The sequence below is a fragment of the Coprococcus sp. AM97-35 genome (assembly GCF_027697525.1).
Classification (GTDB): domain Bacteria; phylum Bacillota; class Clostridia; order Lachnospirales; family Lachnospiraceae; genus Allocoprococcus; species Allocoprococcus comes.
The window spans coordinates 276373-295948 of sequence record NZ_JAQESL010000001.1 but is presented as its reverse complement, the minus strand read 5'-3'; the positions used below and the strand labels follow the sequence as shown (position 1 = coordinate 295948).

The 19576-nt window shown below is 45.9% G+C and carries 24 protein-coding genes; all 24 read left to right on the top strand.

Features of this window, described 5'->3' with window-relative positions; all coding sequences use genetic code 11:
• Positions 1-2 precede the first annotated feature (2 nt).
• The 24 genes from rbfA to PG840_RS01310 all read left to right on the top strand — a co-directional run bounded on the left by rbfA (position 3) and on the right by PG840_RS01310 (position 19574).
• On the top strand, positions 3-374 hold the full coding sequence (gene rbfA / locus PG840_RS01425) for a 30S ribosome-binding factor RbfA (protein WP_008369305.1): 372 nt from the start codon (positions 3-5) through the stop codon (positions 372-374).
• Position 375: 1 nt separating this feature from the next.
• Positions 376-1338 carry a DHH family phosphoesterase gene (locus PG840_RS01420; RefSeq protein ID WP_270613290.1) on the top strand — a complete coding sequence of 321 codons (963 nt, stop codon included), beginning with the start codon at positions 376-378 and terminating at the stop codon, positions 1336-1338.
• Positions 1335-2261 carry a tRNA pseudouridine(55) synthase TruB gene (gene truB, locus PG840_RS01415; protein ID WP_117556507.1) on the top strand — a complete coding sequence of 309 codons (927 nt, stop codon included), beginning with the start codon at positions 1335-1337 and terminating at the stop codon, positions 2259-2261. The genes PG840_RS01420 and truB overlap by 4 nt, the downstream gene beginning before the upstream one ends.
• A gap of 16 nt (positions 2262-2277) precedes the next feature.
• Positions 2278-3210 carry a bifunctional riboflavin kinase/FAD synthetase gene (locus tag PG840_RS01410; RefSeq protein ID WP_117556509.1) on the top strand — a complete coding sequence of 311 codons (933 nt, stop codon included), beginning with the start codon at positions 2278-2280 and terminating at the stop codon, positions 3208-3210.
• Between the two features lie 220 nt (positions 3211-3430).
• Positions 3431-3697, top strand: a complete 267-nt coding sequence (gene rpsO, locus PG840_RS01405) for a 30S ribosomal protein S15 (RefSeq protein ID WP_008369295.1) — start codon at positions 3431-3433, stop codon at positions 3695-3697.
• A 329-nt stretch (positions 3698-4026) separates the two neighbouring features.
• Positions 4027-6114, top strand: a complete 2088-nt coding sequence (locus PG840_RS01400) for a polyribonucleotide nucleotidyltransferase (RefSeq protein ID WP_008369294.1) — start codon at positions 4027-4029, stop codon at positions 6112-6114.
• Between the two features lie 104 nt (positions 6115-6218).
• Positions 6219-7136, top strand: coding sequence for a stage III sporulation protein AA (gene spoIIIAA / locus PG840_RS01395; RefSeq protein ID WP_008369292.1), 918 nt, complete (start codon positions 6219-6221; stop codon positions 7134-7136).
• A complete protein-coding gene (locus tag PG840_RS01390) occupies positions 7127-7645 on the top strand; it encodes a stage III sporulation protein AB (protein ID WP_270613289.1) in 519 nt (172 codons plus the stop codon). Before spoIIIAA ends, PG840_RS01390 begins: the two co-directional genes overlap by 10 nt.
• 13 nt (positions 7646-7658) lie before the next feature.
• A complete protein-coding gene (gene spoIIIAC, locus PG840_RS01385) occupies positions 7659-7853 on the top strand; it encodes a stage III sporulation protein AC (protein WP_008369289.1) in 195 nt (64 codons plus the stop codon).
• 12 nt (positions 7854-7865) lie between these two features.
• On the top strand, positions 7866-8249 hold the full coding sequence (locus PG840_RS01380) for a SpoIIIAC/SpoIIIAD family protein (protein WP_195249970.1): 384 nt from the start codon (positions 7866-7868) through the stop codon (positions 8247-8249).
• A 15-nt stretch (positions 8250-8264) separates the two neighbouring features.
• On the top strand, positions 8265-9479 hold the full coding sequence (locus PG840_RS01375) for a stage III sporulation protein AE (protein WP_270246137.1): 1215 nt from the start codon (positions 8265-8267) through the stop codon (positions 9477-9479).
• A gap of 10 nt (positions 9480-9489) precedes the next feature.
• Entirely contained in the window at positions 9490-9759 is a 270-nt protein-coding gene (locus PG840_RS01370; RefSeq protein WP_055247060.1) for a stage III sporulation protein AF, read from the top strand.
• Positions 9756-10292 (top strand): hypothetical protein, encoded by a 537-nt coding sequence (locus tag PG840_RS01365; RefSeq protein ID WP_055247062.1) that lies wholly within the window; start codon positions 9756-9758, stop codon positions 10290-10292. The genes PG840_RS01370 and PG840_RS01365 overlap by 4 nt, the downstream gene beginning before the upstream one ends.
• A 26-nt stretch (positions 10293-10318) precedes the next feature.
• Entirely contained in the window at positions 10319-10954 is a 636-nt protein-coding gene (locus PG840_RS01360) for a SpoIIIAH-like family protein (protein ID WP_008369281.1), read from the top strand.
• A gap of 68 nt (positions 10955-11022) precedes the next feature.
• A complete protein-coding gene (locus PG840_RS01355; protein ID WP_008369278.1) occupies positions 11023-12615 on the top strand; it encodes a peptide chain release factor 3 in 1593 nt (530 codons plus the stop codon).
• A gap of 62 nt (positions 12616-12677) precedes the next feature.
• Complete coding sequence (locus PG840_RS01350; RefSeq protein WP_270613288.1) at positions 12678-12818, top strand: hypothetical protein; 141 nt, start codon at positions 12678-12680, stop codon at positions 12816-12818.
• Positions 12811-13194 (top strand): Asp23/Gls24 family envelope stress response protein, encoded by a 384-nt coding sequence (locus PG840_RS01345; RefSeq protein ID WP_008369274.1) that lies wholly within the window; start codon positions 12811-12813, stop codon positions 13192-13194. The genes PG840_RS01350 and PG840_RS01345 overlap by 8 nt, the downstream gene beginning before the upstream one ends.
• A gap of 13 nt (positions 13195-13207) precedes the next feature.
• On the top strand, positions 13208-13600 hold the full coding sequence (gene nusB / locus PG840_RS01340) for a transcription antitermination factor NusB (protein ID WP_008369272.1): 393 nt from the start codon (positions 13208-13210) through the stop codon (positions 13598-13600).
• A 12-nt stretch (positions 13601-13612) separates the two neighbouring features.
• Positions 13613-14875, top strand: a complete 1263-nt coding sequence (xseA, locus tag PG840_RS01335) for an exodeoxyribonuclease VII large subunit (protein ID WP_270613287.1) — start codon at positions 13613-13615, stop codon at positions 14873-14875.
• A 4-nt stretch (positions 14876-14879) separates the two neighbouring features.
• On the top strand, positions 14880-15116 hold the full coding sequence (gene xseB, locus PG840_RS01330) for an exodeoxyribonuclease VII small subunit (RefSeq protein WP_008369268.1): 237 nt from the start codon (positions 14880-14882) through the stop codon (positions 15114-15116).
• Entirely contained in the window at positions 15106-15996 is an 891-nt protein-coding gene (locus PG840_RS01325; protein ID WP_117556523.1) for a polyprenyl synthetase family protein, read from the top strand. The genes xseB and PG840_RS01325 overlap by 11 nt, the downstream gene beginning before the upstream one ends.
• Positions 15997-16010: 14 nt before the next feature.
• Positions 16011-17894 carry a 1-deoxy-D-xylulose-5-phosphate synthase gene (dxs, locus tag PG840_RS01320; protein WP_270205178.1) on the top strand — a complete coding sequence of 628 codons (1884 nt, stop codon included), beginning with the start codon at positions 16011-16013 and terminating at the stop codon, positions 17892-17894.
• A gap of 3 nt (positions 17895-17897) precedes the next feature.
• Positions 17898-18731 (top strand): TlyA family RNA methyltransferase, encoded by an 834-nt coding sequence (locus PG840_RS01315; RefSeq protein ID WP_270205163.1) that lies wholly within the window; start codon positions 17898-17900, stop codon positions 18729-18731.
• A 6-nt stretch (positions 18732-18737) separates the two neighbouring features.
• The gene (locus PG840_RS01310; RefSeq protein WP_055260777.1) at positions 18738-19574 is read left to right on the top strand and encodes an NAD(+)/NADH kinase; all 837 of its coding nucleotides are present in this window, start codon (positions 18738-18740) and stop codon (positions 19572-19574) included.
• Positions 19575-19576 lie beyond the last annotated feature (2 nt).

Sequence of the window (19576 nt, the reverse complement as noted above, 5' to 3'; positions counted from 1 at the left end):
AAATGAGAAAAAACAGCATTAAGAATACAAGAGTAAACGCAGAGGTACAGCGTGAACTTAGTACTATTCTGCGTGGAGGGATCAAGGATCCGCGTGTTGCACCGATGACTTCGGTTGTAGCGGTAGAGGTTGCTCCGGATCTTAAAACCTGCAAAGCATATATCAGTGTCCTGGGCGATGAAAAAGCCCAGGCTGATACCCTGAAGGGATTACAGAGCGCAGAAGGCTATATCCGCCGCGAACTTGCTCATACACTGAATATGCGTAACACACCGGAGATCAAGTTCGTACTGGATCAGTCCATTGAATATGGTGTCCGGATGTCAAAGAAAATTGATGATGTAACAAGAGATTTACGGGAAGAGGATGATTAGTATGTTATTAGATGCAATTTCAAAAGCCGGGACGATCGCACTTGGCGGACATGTCCGCCCGGATGGGGACTGTGCTGGTTCCTGCATGGGATTGTATAACTATGTCAGAGAGAATTTTCCTGAAAAAGAGATCGATGTTTATCTGGAAGAGCTTCCGAATACACTGAAGTTCATGAAAAATACAGATAAGATCCGGCATGAAGTGACGGAAGAAAAAACCTATGATCTGTTTATCGCACTGGATTGTGGGGATATGGGAAGACTTGGATTTTCGGCAGTCCTTTTCAAAAAAGCGGCAGTAAGATTCTGTGTAGATCATCATGTGAGCAACCAGAGTTTTGCAGACCAGAACTATATCATGCCAGATGCAAGCTCGACAAGTGAGCTGATCTACGATCTGCTGGATTATGGGAAGATGTCTGTGGAGACTGCCGAGTGCCTTTACACAGGAATGGTGCATGATACCGGTGTGTTCCGTTATTCCTGTACCCATCCGTCGACCATGCGCGCAGCAGCAGCACTGATGGAAAAAGGGATCGATTTTACAAAAATAATTACAGAGACTTTTGATGAAAAGACCTATGCACAGAACCAGGTTCTGGGGCGTGCATTGTTGGAAAGCTTTCTTTTTATGGACGGAAGATGTATTGTATCTTACGTTACAAAAGAAGAGATGGATTTCTACCAGGTAAAAGCGAAACATCTGGATGGAATCGTAAGCCAGCTGAAACTCACAAAAGGTATCGATGTTGCAATTTTTATGTATGAGCTTGAACATGGAACTTTTAAGGTAAGTCTGCGATCCAGTGAAAAGATAGATGTAAGTGTAGTTGCAAGCTATTTTGGCGGCGGCGGACACGCAAGGGCAGCCGGATTCACCATGACTGCCACACCACATGATATCATCAACAATCTGGCAAGAAGACTGGAACTTCAGTTTAACAGTGGGAGCGAAGCGGAATGATACATGGCGTACTGAATGTATATAAAGAAAAAGGCTATACGTCCCATGATGTGGTCGCAAAGCTGCGCGGGATCGTAAAGCAGAAAAAGATCGGGCATACCGGAACCCTTGATCCGGATGCCGAAGGAGTACTTCCGGTCTGCTTTGGGAAAGCAACAAAGCTTTGTGACCTGCTGACAGATAAAGATAAAACCTATCAGGCGGTTCTTCTTCTCGGTCAGGTGACGGATACACAGGATACTTCCGGTCAGGTTCTGGAAAAACATAGCACAGAAGATCTGACCAATGAAAAAGTGGAAAATGTGATCCGCAGCTTTGAGGGAGAATACGATCAGATTCCGCCGATGTATTCGGCACTCAAAGTTAACGGGAAAAAGCTTTATGAGCTTGCCAGAGAGGGCCAAGAAGTAGAGCGGAAAGCACGAAGAATCACGATTCATGAGATCCGGATCCTGGAGATCAATCTTCCGGAGGTAAAACTGGAAGTGACCTGTTCAAAGGGAACGTATATCCGTACACTGTGTCATGATATCGGTCAGAAGCTTGGCTGTGGCGGATGCATGAAAGAGCTTTTGAGAACACGTGTAGAGCGGTTTGGACTTGAAGACAGTATCCGGCTCGGTGAAATTGCACAGCTTCAGAAAGAAGGGATTCTGGAGGAGAAGATCATCGCGATAGATGAAATGTTTCCAACGTATGCACAGGTCGTACTGCCACCGAAAACGGCCGCGGCAGTACGGAACGGGAATAGTTTCAGAAAAAGAGATATTTCACAGGAAACAGCATTAAAGGAGTATGAGAACGATGAGAGAGTCCGCGTGTACGATGAATCGCATCAGTTTATTGCGATTTACTGTTACTGCAGGAAAGACGATCTCTTCAAGATTGTAAAAATGTTTTTTGATGGAAATGAAAAAAAGTAATTAAAGAGGAAAGAACATGGACTATATCAGAGGGCTGGAAGCCTATCAGGATTCCAGAGAGGCAGCAATCACACTCGGCAAATTTGATGGAGTTCACAGAGGACATCAGAAGCTGATCAAAAAAGTATGTCAGCTGAAGGCGAAAAAAGGCGTTCGTTCTGTTGTGTTTGCATTTGATATGAATCCGCTTTATGAAAAGCTTGGAAAATCAAGAGAAGGGATCATGTCCAATGAGGAGCGCAGATGTCTTCTGGACGAGAAAGTAGATGTACTGCTGGAATGCCCGTTTTCCGAAGATGTCACAAGTATGTCGGCAGAGGATTTCATCCGGAAGATCCTGATTGAGAAAATTCATGCCCGGTATATTGTGATCGGAACGGATTTCCACTTTGGGCATGACAAGCGTGGTGATGCAAAAATGCTTGCAGAATATGCCGATGTGTATGGATATGAACTTTTTGTGATTGAAAAAGAGATGTACGGAAAACGGGAGATCAGCAGCAGCTATGTCAGGGAAGAACTTCGGAAGGGAAATATGGAAGCTGTGAATGATATGCTGGGGTATGCATATACTGTACGGGGAAAAGTAGAGCATGGCAGGCAGCTGGGCAGAAAACTGGGATTTCCGACACTTAATGTACATCCGTCAAGGGATAAACTTCTTCCACCGAACGGAGTTTATCTGGATAGTGTGAGGATTGATGGAATCTGGTACAACGGAATCGGTAATGTCGGGTTTAAGCCAACGGTATCCGATGAGAACCGGATGCTGATCGAGAGCAATCTGCTGGATTACAGTGGTGATGCCTACGGAAAAGAGGTAGAGATCCAGCTTTATCATTTTAAGAGACCGGAGCAGAAGTTTGAATCGATAGAAATGATGAAGGCTCAGATCGATCAGGATATTGCTTACGCAAAAGAATTTTTCCGTTATCATCATAAGAAATAACAGAGCCGGTGAAAAAGCTTCGGAAATGCGGTTATTTACAGGCAGCCTGTGAACAGGAATATGAAAACCTGCCAGATGCGGGAAAGATAAAATCCTTCTTGACAGGATTCGGGGCATATGGTACACTAGGCAAGTATGAAAAACCGATGTTCGGCAGATGGAATCTCCAACCACTGCTTAATATCAGGCAATTAACAGTATATTTAGGAGGTAGTGACAAATGATCACAAAAGAAATGAAAGAACAGATTATCAAAGAATACGGAAGAACAGAAGGAGATACAGGATCTCCGGAAGTACAGGTAGCTCTTCTTACAGCAAGAATCAATGATCTTACAGATCACTTCAAAGCTAATCCGAAGGATCACCATTCAAGAAGAGGACTTCTTAAGATGGTTGGACAGAGAAGAGGACTTCTTGCATACCTTAAGAAGAATGACATTGAAAGATATCGTTCACTGATCGAAAGATTAGGTTTAAGAAAGTAAGACGTATTTTACAGGGAGCGAAAGGCATCAGCTGGATGTCTTCGCTCCCTGTTTGTTTACGCAAACAATGAGCCGAACCGGTACAACATGCATCATCCATGCCAATCAGCATAGTGATTGACATGGGAGTGACCAATAACCGTGTTTTGCCACATTTTAAAGTTAGTTATATAGAATCTTGCAAGAGATGTAAGGATATGATATAATACAAAAGATTGTGGGTAGAGATTGCGTCCGAGACCACTGAAAAGTATATTTTGAGAAGTGTATTTTTCAGTAGTTTCGGAGATTTTACCCGTCAGATAAACAGATAAAAAAGGAGAACATTTATGTACAAAAAGTTTGAAATGGAACTTGCAGGCCGTACACTCCGCGTAGATGTTGGAAGAGTTGCCAAACAGGCGAACGGCGCAGTACTTATGCATTATGGTGATACAGTTGTGCTTTCAACAGCAACTGCATCCGACAAACCAAGAGAAGGAATTGACTTCTTCCCGCTCAGCGTTGAATACAATGAGAAGCTTTATGCAGTAGGAAAGATCCCGGGAGGATTTAACAAGAGAGAAGGAAAGGCATCAGAAAATGCTGTTCTTACCTGCCGTGTGATCGACCGTCCGATGAGACCGCTTTTCCCGAAGGATTACAGAAATGATGTAACTTTGGAGAACTTGGTTCTCTCTGTTGAACAGGACTGCTCACCGGAGCTTACTGCTATGCTTGGATCAGCGATTGCAACTGCTATTTCTGATATCCCGTTCGATGGTCCGACAGCTTCTACCCAGGTAGGACTTGTTGACGGAGAACTGGTATTCAATCCAACCGCAGAGCAGAAAGAAAAGTCTGACCTTGCACTGACTGTTGCATCTACAAGAGAAAAGGTAATCATGATTGAAGCCGGAGCAAATGAAGTACCGGAAGCTAAGATGCTCGAAGCCATCTTCGCGGCGCATGAAGTGAATCAGAAAGTCATCGCATTCATCGACCAGATCGTTGCAGAATGTGGAAAACCAAAACATGATTATGTAAGCTTTGCAGTACCGGAAGAACTCTTTGAAGCGATTCAGAAGATCGTAACACCGGAAGAGATGGAAGTTGCAGTATTCACAGATGACAAGCAGACAAGAGAAGAAAATATCCGTAAGATCACAGAAAAGCTGGAAGAAGCTTTTGCTGATAACGAAGAATGGCTTGCCAAACTTGGTGAAGCTGTATATCAGTACCAGAAGAAGGTTGTCCGCAAGATGATCCTCAAAGACCACAAGCGTCCGGACGGTCGTGCAATCGAAGAAATCCGTCCACTTGCCGCAGAAATTGACCTGATCCCGAGAGTACATGGTTCTGCTATGTTTACACGTGGACAGACACAGATCTGTACCATCACCACACTGGCTCCGCTTTCAGAAGCACAGAAGGTAGACGGACTGGATGAATCTGAGACATCCAAGAGATATATGCATCACTATAACTTCCCGTCATACTCTGTAGGTGAGACAAGACCTTCCAGAGGACCGGGACGTCGTGAGATCGGACATGGAGCCCTTGCTGAGAGAGCACTGGTACCGGTACTTCCGTCAGAGGAAGAGTTCCCGTATGCGATCCGTACCGTATCTGAGACATTTGAATCTAACGGTTCTACTTCTCAGGCAAGTGTATGTGCATCTTCTATGTCACTTATGGCAGCCGGTGTACCAATCAAATCTGCAGTTGCAGGTATCTCATGTGGTCTTGTAACAGGTGCTACTGACGATGATTATCTGGTACTTACAGATATCCAGGGACTGGAAGATTTCTTCGGAGATATGGACTTCAAGGTAGCAGGTACACATAAAGGTATCACAGCGATCCAGATGGATATTAAGATCCACGGACTGACAAGACCGATCATCGAAGAAGCAATTGCACGTACAAGAAAAGCAAGAGTTTACATTCTGGATGAAGTTATGGCTAAGACAATCGCTGAGCCAAGAGCACAGGTTGGCAAGTATGCACCGAAGATCATTCAGATGAATATTGATCCGGCTAAGATTGGTGAAGTTGTAGGTCAGAGAGGAAAGACCATCAACGCAATCATCGAAAAGACAGGCGTTAAGATTGATATCACAGATGAAGGAAGTGTATCTATCTGTGGCGTAGATGCAGACAGCATGGAACAGGCAAGAAAGATGATCGCTACCATCGTAACAGACTTCGAGGCAGGAATGGTTCTTGAAGGTGATGTTGTAAGCATCAAAGAATTCGGCGCATTCATCGAATTTGCACCGGGCAAAGAAGGAATGGTACACATTTCCAAAATCGCTAAGCAGAGAATCGATCATGTAGAAGATGTTCTTTCTATCGGAGATCACGTCAAAGTGGTTTGCCTTGGAAAAGACAAGATGGGACGTTTGAGCTTCAGCATCAAAGATGTTGCAGAATAAAGTTTTATAAAATCAGAAGGACTTTACCAGTATCGGTAGAGTCCTTTTTTAGTTCTATTTTTCTCCTGCCTTCCATATACATTCTTTAAAGAGAGGTGGACAAGATGAGAAGAGAAAAGAAAGATCAAATTCTGGCGGTGCTTCCGGAGAAAATCCGAGGGATCCTGTTGAATCATGGACTGGATTTTGAGAAGATCCAGGAGATCCGGCTTCGGGAAGAGCAGCCGCTTGCAGTGAAAAAAGAGGGAAAGGAAGAACTTTTTACCCATCGGGTGACAAAAGAAGAACTGCGTGAAACGATGGAATATGTATCCAATTATTCCCTGTATGCTTATGAAAATGAACTGCGCCAGGGGTTTCTGACGATTGAAGGAGGGCATCGGGTCGGAATTTCCGGGAAAATTATTTCGGAAAAGGAACAGATCCGGAATTTTCAGTATATTACATCGATCAATATCCGAATCTGCCATGAGATTACAGGTTGTGCGAATAAGCTGTTTCCTGTGATCCTTGAAAAAGGAAGACTTTGCCATACCATGATCATTTCCCCACCAGGTGGAGGAAAGACTACACTTTTGCGGGATCTGGTGCGACAGATTTCGGATGGGAACCGCTGGGTGGAAGGAAGAAATGTGGGTGTGGTGGATGAACGTTCAGAGATTGGAGGATGCTACCGTGGCGTGCCACAGAACCAGCTTGGGATGCGGACAGATATTCTGGACAACTGCCCGAAAGCAGAAGGAATGATGATGCTGGTGCGGTCCATGGCGCCGGAGGTGATCGCGGCAGATGAGATCGGGACAGCGAAGGATGTAGAGGCGATCGAGTACGCTATGCACTGTGGGGCAACCATGCTGACGACGGTGCATGGTTCCGGTATGGATGAGATTCGTGAAAAGCCACTGGTCAGCAATCTGGTAAAGGAAAGATGCTTTGCCAGATATGTTGTGATGAAATCCGGGAAACATGTAGGAGAAATTGAAGGGATTTATAACGAACGGGGAGAAAAACTGTGTATCTGAAAATGGTCGGATGCCTGGGAATTGTGGCGGCGACATCCGGCTATGGATACAGCAGGGGAATGGAATATCAGAGGCAGATCACGGATACCGGAGAGCTGCAAAGAGTGATAAGGCAGCTTGCGGGAGAAATGGAGTATACTTATGCACCACTCGCCCAGGTATGCGCTTCTGTTTCCCGAAGATGCAGTCAGAACTACAGGATCTGGTTGGAACATCTGGCAAAAGAATTGGAGATGCCGTCAAGAAGTCTTGCAATAATCTGGGAGAGGTGCTGCGAAAGTGATCTTAAATGTCTGCTCCTTGGCAGAGAGGAAAGGGTACGTCTGCATGAGCTTGGGATGCAGCTTGGCAGCCTGGATAAGAAGCAGGAAACGCAGATTTTCTTGCAGTATGCAGAATTTCTGGAAGAAAAAAGAGGCGGTCTTTTAAAAGAAATTCAGGAAAAACGGAGGCTTTGCAATCTGCTGGGTGTTACAGCAGGGCTTTTCCTGACAATTTTGATTCTGTAAATAGGAGCGAAACATGAGTGTAAATCTGATATTTAAAATTGCGGCAGTCGGGATTCTGGTTTCTGTCCTGGGACAGGTGCTGAAACACAGCGGAAGAGAAGAACAGGCATTTCTCACAAGCCTTGCAGGACTGCTCCTGGTTTTATTCTGGATCCTTCCTTATATTTCAGATCTGTTTGACGATATCAGACGGCTCTTTGCTCTGTAAAGGAGGGAAAAGATGAGTATCCTTAAGGCAGCCTGCATCGGTATTGCAGGAACTTTCCTGGCATTACAATTTCAAAATACCAGAAAAGAGTATGGGATCTATCTGGGGATTGCGGTCAGCATTTTCCTTTTTTTCGGAATGAGCCAGAATCTGTCGGTGATTCGGGAGACTCTGGAACTGGTTGGCAGCTTTGTAAAGATCGATGCAGTATATCTGACGGCAATGCTGAAAATTCTGGGGGTGACCTATCTGGCGGAATTTGCGGCAGCAATCTGCAAGGATGCCGGTTATCAGACGATCGCCGGGCAGATCGAGGTTTTTGCAAGACTCAGTATACTTGCAATTGGAATGCCGATATTAAAAGCACTGCTTCTTGCAATCCGTGAACTTGGATAGTAAAAGGGAAGAAAAATGAAACATTATTTTCAGAAATATGGCATAGCATACATGATCGGACTTGTAATCTTCGTACTGATACTGCCGGTACAGGTATTTGCGGCAGGGGAAGATTCCTCTTCGGAAAACAGCCGGACAGAAGATAATATGACAGAAACGGATCTGGAAAAAACGCAGGAGGAAACAGAGCAGAAAATCTGGGAGCTGACAGAGGTAAAGGATCTGGATACGGCAATCCGGAAACTGTTCCCGGAAGAAAAACTGCATTTTCAGGATCTTGTTGAGTCTGTGATCCGGCAGGATGAAAACCTGTCTGCCGGACAGATCAGAAACTTTGTGACGGATCAGTTTTTCTATGTGCTGAAGGTCAATAAACCGGTGCTTGCATCTATCATTTTTCTGGTGCTGATCGCAGCGGTTTTTTCCAACTTTTCGGAAGTGTTTCAGAACTGTCAGATCTCACAGACCGCCTTTTTTCTGGTATACCTGTCTGTGATTACAGTCGGCATACGGAATTTTCAGGCAGCAGCCGTAGAGGTACAGCATGGACTCGAAAATCTGATCCTCTTTATGCGAGTACTCTGTCCTGTCTACTTTGTCTGTATGGCAGTCGCAGTGGGAAGTATTTCTGCGATCGCATTTTATAATCTGGCGCTTTTCCTGATTTTTCTTGTGGAACTTGTGATTTTGAAATGGATCGTTCCGTTGATCCAGATCGCACTTCTGATGGAAATCTTGAACAATCTGACGGAGGAGGAATTTCTTTCTAAGGCAGCGGAACTTTTGCGACTTGTAATCGGATGGAGTCTGAAAAGTCTGCTTGCCCTGGTGACGGGGATCGGGTTTATCGAGCGGATAATCAGTCCGGCGGCAGATCAGGTGAAAAGGAGTGTCTGGACAAAGGGCGTGGGAATGATTCCTGGAATCGGTGATGTAGTCAGCGGGACAAGCGAAGTCGTGCTTGGAAGTGCGGTCCTTTTAAAAAATGGAGTTGGAATTGCAGGGGCACTGCTTGTAACGGGAGTTGTGATGATCCCGGTCATCAATATGGGAATTCTGACGCTTCTTTACAAAGGAACGGCGGCACTTATCCAGCCGGTGTCTGATAAACGGATCGTGGAGGCCATCAGTTTTACCGGGGAAGGTTATCATATGCTGCTAAAGACGGTGCTTGCGACGGCGGTCCTGTTTCTGGTGACACTTGCAGTTGCGGCATCGGCAGCTTCGTAGGAGGGATAAAATGATACAGCTGGTTTACAGGTGGATGCAGAATCTCGCCGTTTATATGATTCTTGTAACCGCATTTTTGCAGGCACTTCCAGAGAATAGCTACCGGAAATATGTCCGTTTTTTCTGCGGACTTCTTCTGACAGTTCTGCTTGCCCAGCCGGTTCTGGACCTTATGGGGGAAGCCGGACAGGTAACGGAGCTGTATCGGACGGCGGAGTATGAGCAGATGATAAAAGAGATGGAGTATGCGGCGGATTTGCTCGAAAAGGGCGGTGAATGAAGATGTTTGAAATCCGTAAAATAAAAAAAGACAAGTGGCTGATCATATTGCTTGTCGGACTGCTTCTGGTTGTGATCGCGATGCCTGTTTCCGATATAAAATCAGACCAGACACAGGATGAACAGCAGGTGCAGAAGGCGGAAAATGCATCGGAGGATACTTATACAGATGCTTTGGAAACACGGCTGGAAAATGCACTTGCAAAAGTAGAAGGAGTTGGAAATGTAAAGGTGATGATCACTCTGGCTTCTTCCTCGGAAAAGGTAGTGGAAAAGGATCAGGAGATGACAAGTGAGGTGCAGGAAGGGGAGAGCGGAGGAAAAAATACCAGTTCTTCAGAGACGGCAGTTTATGCAAACGGAAATGGAGAAGAAACGCCATATGTGAAACAGGAATTAAGTCCCCGGATAGAAGGTGTTCTCGTAATTGCAGATGGCGGAGATAATGCCATCGTGATTGAAAATATCACAGAGGCTGTGCAGGCATTATTCGGAGTAGACACGCATAAGATAAAAGTAATGAAGCATAACTAAAAAAGAATCTTATAGGAGGAAGGCTAGTGAAAAAAGTATTTAAGAAAAATCAGATTGTGATTGCGGTTCTTGCGGTGATGATCGCTGCGGCAGGATATCTGAACTATTCCGGAAAAATTTTTGGCTCGAAAAACAAAACAGCAGAGACGGGAAGCGAGATGGCAAATAAGGAACTTCTGGATATTTCGGATCAGGACACAGGAGGTGACAGCTCCCTCCAGACAGCGGATAACGATCAGGTAGACGGAAATCCGGGAGAGGCGGTGCTGACAAATGGATCGGTCAGTGCGCTTGTAGCACAGGCAAAAGTGAACCGGGAGCAGGTGCGGGCAAAAAACAAAGAAACCCTGCAGGCGATCATTGATAATGCAGATATCGCAGAAGATCAGAAAGCAGATGCAGTTGCACAGATGGTGGAGATGACACAGCGCGCCGAACAGGAGGTTGCAATTGAGACTCTGCTTGCCAGCAAAGGCTTTCAGGATGCGGTGGTAAGTCTTACCGAAGAATCCGCAGATGTGGTCGTTGATGTGGCGGATCTGTCGGATGCAAAACGGGCACAGATCGAGGATATTGTCACACGCAAAGCAGAGGTAAATGCTGCAAATGTGGTGATCACACCGATCCATGAAAGTACAAATACGAGTGAATCAGGGGATTGATATTATAGCAAAAATACCATATAATAAGAGTTTGAGTGACATTGAGAAAATAGTAGGAGTAGAATAACATGGCAGATTTTACGAATGAGATAAAGAAAAGAAGAACATTTGCGATCATTTCCCATCCGGATGCAGGTAAGACTACCCTGACAGAGAAGTTTCTGTTATATGGTGGGGCAATCAATCAGGCAGGTTCTGTAAAAGGAAAGGCAACAGCGAAACATGCGGTTTCAGACTGGATGGAGATTGAAAAAGAAAGAGGTATTTCGGTAACATCTTCTGTCCTGCAGTTCCAGTATGACGGTTATTGCATCAACATTCTGGATACACCGGGACATCAGGATTTCTCGGAAGATACTTATCGTACTCTTATGGCGGCCGATTCGGCGGTTATGGTGATCGATGGATCAAAAGGTGTGGAGGCACAGACAAGAAAGCTGTTCAAAGTCTGCGTCATGCGTCATATTCCGATTTTTACATTTATCAATAAAATGGACCGTGAAGCGATGGATACCTTTGAATTACTGGATGATATTGAAAAGGAACTGGGGATCGCTACCTGTCCGATCAACTGGCCGATCGGTTCCGGAAAAGAATTCCGCGGCGTATTTGACCGGAACAGCAGAGAACTGGAGATTTTCTCAGATACCAAGAAAGGAACCTCGATCGGGGAAGTTGAGAAGGTTTCCATCGACAGTGAGGAAGCAAAGAGCATCGTAAGTGAAGCACAGTTTGCACAGCTGGAAGAAGAGATTGAGCTTCTGGACGGAGCGAGTGCGGAATTTGACCAGGAGATGGTCAGCAAAGGAGAACTCTCTCCGGTATTTTTTGGATCAGCTCTGACCAACTTCGGTGTGGAGACCTTTCTTCAGCATTTCCTTAAAATGACGACTTCGCCGCTTCCGAGAATGTCCGACAAAGGATTGATCGATCCGATGAAAGAAGAAGATTTCTCCGCATTTGTGTTTAAGATCCAGGCAAATATGAATAAGGCACACCGGGACAGAATCGCATTTATGCGTATTTGTTCCGGTGAGTTCAAGGCAGGCATGGATGTCTTCCATATCCAGGGAGGCAGGAAAGTCCGTCTGTCACAGCCACAGCAGATGATGGCGAGTGAACGCCACATGATCGATACCGCTTATGGTGGAGACATCATCGGTGTATTTGATCCTGGTATCTTCTCCATTGGAGATACACTGACCAATTCAGCGGAAAAATTTGCATACGAAGGAATTCCGACTTTCGCACCGGAACATTTTGCCAGAGTACGCCAGGTGGATACGATGAAGAGAAAGCAGTTCATCAAGGGAATCAACGAGATCGCGCAGGAAGGCGCGATCCAGATTTTCCAGGAATTCAACACCGGTATGGAAGAGATCATCGTCGGTGTAGTCGGTGTCCTGCAATTTGATGTATTAAAATACCGTCTGGAAAATGAATATAACGTGGAGATCCGTCTGGAACCACTTCCATACGAACATATCCGCTGGATCGAGAATGAAGAAATCAATATGGACAAGCTGGTCGGCACATCCGATATGAAGAAGATCAAGGACCTGAAAGACAGACCGCTTCTTCTGTTTGTCAACAGCTGGAGCATCCGTATGGTGCTGGAACGAAACGAAGGACTGAAACTTTCCGAATTCGGACGTTCCTAAAAAACTTTCCAATAAGGATCTTTTATGTTACAATGAACGCATAGCGACGAGCGCAGTACTGGGTGGGAAATGATCGGCTGCATGCAGACGAATCATTTTCAAGCCAGGACTATGTGAGTGCAACGAACATCGAGGAACCGAAAGGTTCCGAGATGAGCGCGACGAGCGGAAGAACCGCAGACAGGAGGACTTATAATGAGTAAAGAAGAGAGAAATACCTATAAGATAGAATCAGATGAGAACCTCGGAGAAGTACAGATTGCTGATGAAGTAGTTGCAATTATCGCAGGACTTGCAGCAATGGAGGTAGAGGGGGTATCTTCCATGGCAGGAAATGCAACCAGAGAACTGATCGCAAAGCTTGGAATGAAGAGCCTTTCCAAAGGAGTAAAGGTAGACGTGCTGGAAGGTATCGTTACCGTATCCCTTGCCCTGAACCTCAAATATGGCAGCAGTATCAAAGATACTACTTTAAAGGTACAGGAAAAAGTAAAGGCAGCAATCGAGAATATGACAGGTCTTACCGTTGCAGACGTAAACATCCGTGTTGCAGGTGTGGACATGCCGGAAGAAGAATAATTGGAGAGAGAACATGCGAAGAAGTAAAGTCAGAGAACATATATTTAAAATGCTCTTCAGCATCGGATTTGATGCGGCTGATGCAGACGAACAGATCGAACTGTATCTGGAACAGGTAGAAGAAGCAAGTGAGGAAGAACGCGGATATATGCGCAAAAAGGTCAAAGATATCGCAGCACATGAAGAAGAAATCGATGCGATGATCAATGAACATACAACCGGTTGGAAAACCGGACGTATGAATAAAGTGGATCTTTCTGTTCTTCGTCTTGCCGTATATGAGATGAAGTGGGATGACGAAGTGCCGGTCAAAGTAGCGATCAATGAAGCAGTTGAGCTGGCAAAGAATTTTTCGGGAGATGAGGGACCGGCATTTGTCAACGGTGTACTCGGAAAGCTTGCATAAGAATCAGAAATCATGCGAAATGTATATACTGTAAAACAGGTCAATGCGTACATTAAGAATATGTTTACGCAAGACTTTATGTTGAATCGAATTTATATCAAAGGGGAAGTGTCAAACTGTAAGTACCATACTTCAGGACATCTGTACTTTTCACTGAAAGATGAGTCCGGAACGATTGCCTGTGTTATGTTTGCCGGGCAGCGCAGCGGGCTTTCTTTTCGTATGCAGGAAGGGCAGCAGGTAATCGTGCTTGGAAGCGTCAGCGTCTATGAAAGAGATGGCAGATATCAGGTTTATGCAAAGGAGATCGTACTGGATGGCGCGGGACTTCTTTATGAAAAATTTGTAAAGCTCAAAAAAGAGCTGGAAGAAATGGGAATGTTTGCGCCGGAATATAAAAAGCCGATTCCGAAATATGTGCGGACAGTTGGTGTTGTAACGGCACCAACCGGAGCGGCAGTGCGCGATATTATCAACATTACCAGGCGGAGAAATCCATATGTGCAGATCCTTCTGTATCCGGCACTGGTACAGGGGGATGGCGCGTCTGAAAGTGTGGTACGGGGAATCCGTGCACTGGAGGAAGCAAAGGTTGATGTGATGATCGTTGGCAGAGGCGGGGGGTCTATTGAAGATCTGTGGGCATTTAACGAGGAAAAGGTAGCGCGCGCAGTTTTTGAATGCAGTGTACCGGTTATTTCGGCAGTAGGACATGAGACGGACACGACGATCATAGATTATGTAGCGGATCTTCGTGCACCGACGCCTTCTGCTGCGGCAGAGCTTGCAATCTGTAATTACCGGGAACTTCTGGAAACGATCCGGACAGAACGGGAAAGGATGCACCGAAGTATGAGGAGAAAGTTGGAGGTCGCATCACTTCATACAGCGCGGTATGCAGAAAAATTCCGTTACTTAAGTCCGTCAGGGAAACTTAAGTCCATGCGCCAGCAGCTTGCAGACTATGAGGAGCAGATCCCAAAAGCCATGCATCAGCGGTTGGAACAGGAACAGGAGAGGACTCGGAAAGTGCAGGAGATGCTGCCGCTTCTGATGGAGCGGAATCTGCGGGAAAGCCGTCAGCAGCTTGCAATCCGGATCGAACGGATGAAGGGACTTTCTCCGCTTGCCAAGCTGAACCAGGGCTTTTCCTATGTACAAGGATCGGAAGGGACCGTAAAGAAAGTAGCGGATGTAAAAAAAGGAGACTGGCTTCGGATTTATGTGACAGACGGGCAGATCGAGGCACAGGTAACAGATACCAAGAAGGAGTAGGAAAATGGCAGATAAGAAAAACGAGATTGCAGAAGAAATGCCGGAAGAATCTCTGGAAGAGCTTTTTGCAAAGCTGGATCAGGTGGCAAAAGAGCTGGAATCGGGAGATACTTCGCTGGAAGAGTCCTTCGGACTGTATCAGAAGGGCATGGAAATGCTGAAGCTTTGTAATGAGAAGATTGATACAGTAGAGAAAAAAGTGCAGGTGCTGGAAGAGAATGGAGAAATACATGACTTTTAAAGAAGAAATGAAAGAAAGAACAGAAGTGATTGAAAAGCTTCTTGTAAAATATCTGCCGAAAGCAGAAGGTTACCAGAGCCAGATCATGGAGGCGATGGAGTACAGTGTGATGGCAGGCGGAAAGAGACTCCGCCCAATGCTGATGCAGGAGACATACCGCCTTTTCGGAGGAGAAGGAAAAGAAATCGAGCCGTTTATGGCAGCAATGGAGATGATCCATACTTATTCCCTGGTGCACGATGATCTGCCGGCAATGGACAATGACGAGTACCGTAGAGGAAGAAAGACAACGCATATCGTATACGGGGAAGCAATGGGAATTCTTGCCGGGGATGCACTTCTGAACTATGCGTTTGAGACGGCGGTAAAGGCATTTGAAATCGCACCTGAAAAGAGTCTTCTGATTGGAAAAGCTTTAAAAATCCTTGCAGAAAAAGCCGGTATTTACGGGATGATAGGCGGTCAGGTCGTGGATGTGGCTTCCTGCGGTGTGGGACTTGATGAAGGCATGCTGAACTTTATCTATGAACTGAAAACCGGAGCGCTGATTGAAAGTTCGATGATGATCGGGGCACTTCTTGCAGGTGCAGAGGATGCAGAGCTTGAGAAAGTGCAGAAGATCGCATCGGATGTGGGGATTGCTTTCCAGATCCAGGATGACATCCTGGATGTGACAAGTACTACAGAAGAGCTTGGCAAACCGGTCCACAGCGATGAAAAGAATGAAAAAACAACCTATGTTACATTAAAAGGTCTGGAAAAAGCAACCAGAGATGTGGAAGTTATTTCACAGGAAGCACTGGAGCTGCTTTCCGGGCTGGACAGAGAAAATACGTATCTGACACAGCTGATACAGGAACTGATACACAGGAAAAAATAAGCGGGGTGGATGAAGTGTATCTGGAGCAGATTCACGAAGCGAATGATATTAAAAAATTAAATGAACGGGAACTGGCAGGGCTTGCAGAAGAAATCCGTACCTTTCTTGTTGAGAAGATCAGCAAGACAGGAGGGCATCTTGCGTCCAATCTGGGTGTGGTAGAGCTTACCATGGCAATGCATCTCAGTTTTCAGCTTCCGGAGGATAAGATGATCTGGGATGTAGGGCATCAGTCTTATACGCATAAGATTCTGACCGGAAGGAAAGAAGGATTTGATGGTTTGAGAAAATACGGCGGTATGAGTGGTTTCCCGAAGAGGAAAGAAAGTGACTGTGATGCCTTTGATACCGGTCATAGCTCCACTTCGATTTCGGCCGGACTTGGATATGCCAGAGGGAGGGATATCCTGGGACAGGATTATTCCGTGATCTCTGTTATCGGTGATGGATCACTGACCGGAGGAATGGCTTATGAAGCACTGAATAATGCTGCGGAGATGAAGACGAATTTCATCATCGTACTCAACGATAACCATATGTCTATTTCCAAAAATGTCGGTGGAATGTCCAGTTATCTCGGGGAGCTGCGCACTGCCCAGGCCTATACCAATCTGAAGGATACCGTGGAAAATGTACTTGGCAGTATTCCGTTTGGCGGTGAAAAGATGGTGCGGCATATTAAGCGCACCAAAAGCAGCATCAAGCAGCTTTTGGTTCCGGGAATGTTCTTTGAAGATATGGGAATCAAGTATTTAGGACCGGTGGACGGGCATGACCTGAAGGCGCTGCGCCGTGCGTTTACCGAGGCAAAAAGGGTAAAAGGACCGGTGCTTGTCCATGTACTGACGAAAAAGGGGAAAGGGTATCTCCCGGCAGAAGAAAACCCTTCCCGTTTCCATGGAACAGGTCCGTTTGATATCCAGACAGGAGAGCCGATTTCCAAAAGTGGAAAGGATTCCTGTACAGATGTGTTTTCCAAGGTTATGCTGGATCTGGCAAAAAAAGATGACAGACTGGTAGCAATCACGGCGGCAATGGAAGACGGTACCGGTCTGGCAGCATTTCACAGATACTATCCGGACCGCTTTTTTGATGTGGGGATCGCAGAGGGACATGGCGTGACCTTTGCGGCAGGACTTGCTGCGGCAGGACTGCATCCGGTATTTGCTGTATATTCTTCGTTTTTACAGAGAGGATTTGACCAGATGATCCATGATGTCTGTCTGCAGAAGCTTCCGGTCGTATTTGCTGTGGACAGGGCAGGACTTGTGGGAAGCGACGGGGAGACCCATCAGGGGATCTTTGATCTTTCTTATCTGTCAATGATTCCGAATATGACCGTCCTTTCTCCGAAAAATAAATGGGAACTGGCGGACATGGTGCGGTTTGCGGTGAGACTTGGAGCACCGGCAGCAGTGCGCTATCCAAGAGGCAGCGCATTTGACGGATTCCGTGAATACAGAGCACCGATTGAGTATGGAAAGAGTGAGCCGGTCTATGAAGAAGAGGATATTGCGATCATCAGTGTCGGACATATGTTTGAGCAGGCAGTTCAGGTTCGGAAGCGTTTGAAAGAGATTGGATATAACTGTACCCTGATCAATGCCCGGTTTGTAAAGCCGGTGGATGAGGAGATGCTCCGGAAACTGACGGTGGAACACCGGCTGATCGTGACACTGGAAGAGAATATCCGCAGAGGCGGATTCGGAGAATTTGTGACTGCTTATCTGGCAGGTCTTGAGACAGACACAGAGGTTCTGAATCTGGCACTGCCGGATGACTATATCGAACACGGAAGTGTAGACCTACTTCGCAGTGAGGTGATGCTGGATATTGAATCCTGCGTGGACAGGATTATCACTGCATATATAGCAGAAGAGAGCAGGAGGGATAGATAGAGAATGAAAGAACGGTTGGATGTATTACTTGTAAAGAGAAATCTGGCATCCTCCAGAGAAAAGGCAAAAGCGATCATCATGTCCGGCAATGTATTCGTGGACGGGCAGAGAGAGGATAAAGCGGGAACTTCCTTTTCGGAAGAGGTTCAGATCGAAGTCCGTGGACATGCACTTCCGTATGTCAGCCGCGGAGGACTTAAGCTGGAAAAGGCGATGAAGAATTTTGATGTATCCATGGAAGGAAAGGTATGTACCGATGTGGGATCTTCGACAGGAGGATTTACAGACTGCATGCTGCAAAATGGAGCAGTCAAGGTGTTTGCCATCGATGTGGGACATGGTCAGCTGGACTGGAAATTACGTCAGGATGAAAGAGTGGTCTGCATGGAAAAGACCAACATCCGTTATGTACAGCCGGAAGATCTGGGAGAACCGATTGATTTTTCATCGATTGATGTTTCTTTTATTTCGCTGACGAAGGTACTTCTCCCAATCCGCAATTACCTGAAAGAGAACGGAGAGATCGTTGCGTTGATCAAGCCACAGTTTGAAGCCGGACGTGAGAAGGTTGGGAAAAAAGGTGTGGTAAGGGAAAAGAGTACCCATATCGAGGTCATCGAAAAAGTAACCGATTATGCAGTATCGATCGGCTTTGAAGTAGCAGCACTTGAATTTTCACCGATCAAAGGACCGGAAGGGAATATCGAGTATCTGGTACATCTGAAAAAAAGGTCGGAGGAAGAGGCAAGGATTGTGGAGAGCGTAGACATTCGGGGGACTGTCGATGCTGCTTTTGACACACTTGCAAAAAAGGATCCGGCTGAGGAGAAGAAATAAAAAGACATGGAAAAGTTTTACATTATCACGAATGATATGAAGGATGCAAATCGGAAGATCACCGTGAAAATCAAAAAATGCATTGAATCCTACGGGAAGAAATGTTATCTGGAAGAGCAGCCGGAAGAAGGAAATTTTTCAAAGATCAAGATTCCAAAGGATATTGATTGTGTGTTGACGGTAGGCGGAGACGGAACCTTTATCCAGGCATCCAGACGTCTGTTCGGGCGGGATCTTCCGATGCTTGGAATCAATATGGGCACCCTTGGCTATCTGACCGAGGTAGAGGTGCAGAATGTAGAAGAGGCTGTAAAACAGCTCGTAGAGGGCAATTATACGATTGAAGAGAGAATGATGCTGTATGGATCCGCTGCATACCGCAATGTAAGGGATGTGGCACTCAATGATATTGTCATGACAAGATCCGGCAGCATGAAGATTGTTCATTTTAATCTCTATGTTAACGGAGAGTTTCTGAACTCCTATGATGCGGACGGATTGATCGTGTCCACACCAACGGGTTCTACTGCGTACAATCTGTCTGCAGGAGGACCGATCGTGGAGCCGACAGCGTCATTGATCGTTGTGACACCGATCTGCTCGCATGCACTCAATTCCCGCAGTATCGTTTTCGCGGACAAAGATGAGATCGTGATCGAGATTGGTGCAAAACGGGAAAATCAGATCGAGGAAGCAGTGATTGCATATGATGGTGCGGATGAAGTCACGCTTCATACCGGTGACCGGATCCGGATCAAAAAGGCATGGGAGACAGCGAAAATCGTAAAACTCAGCAAAGTGAGCTTTCTGGAAACATTACGTGAAAAGATGAAAGGAAACTAGAA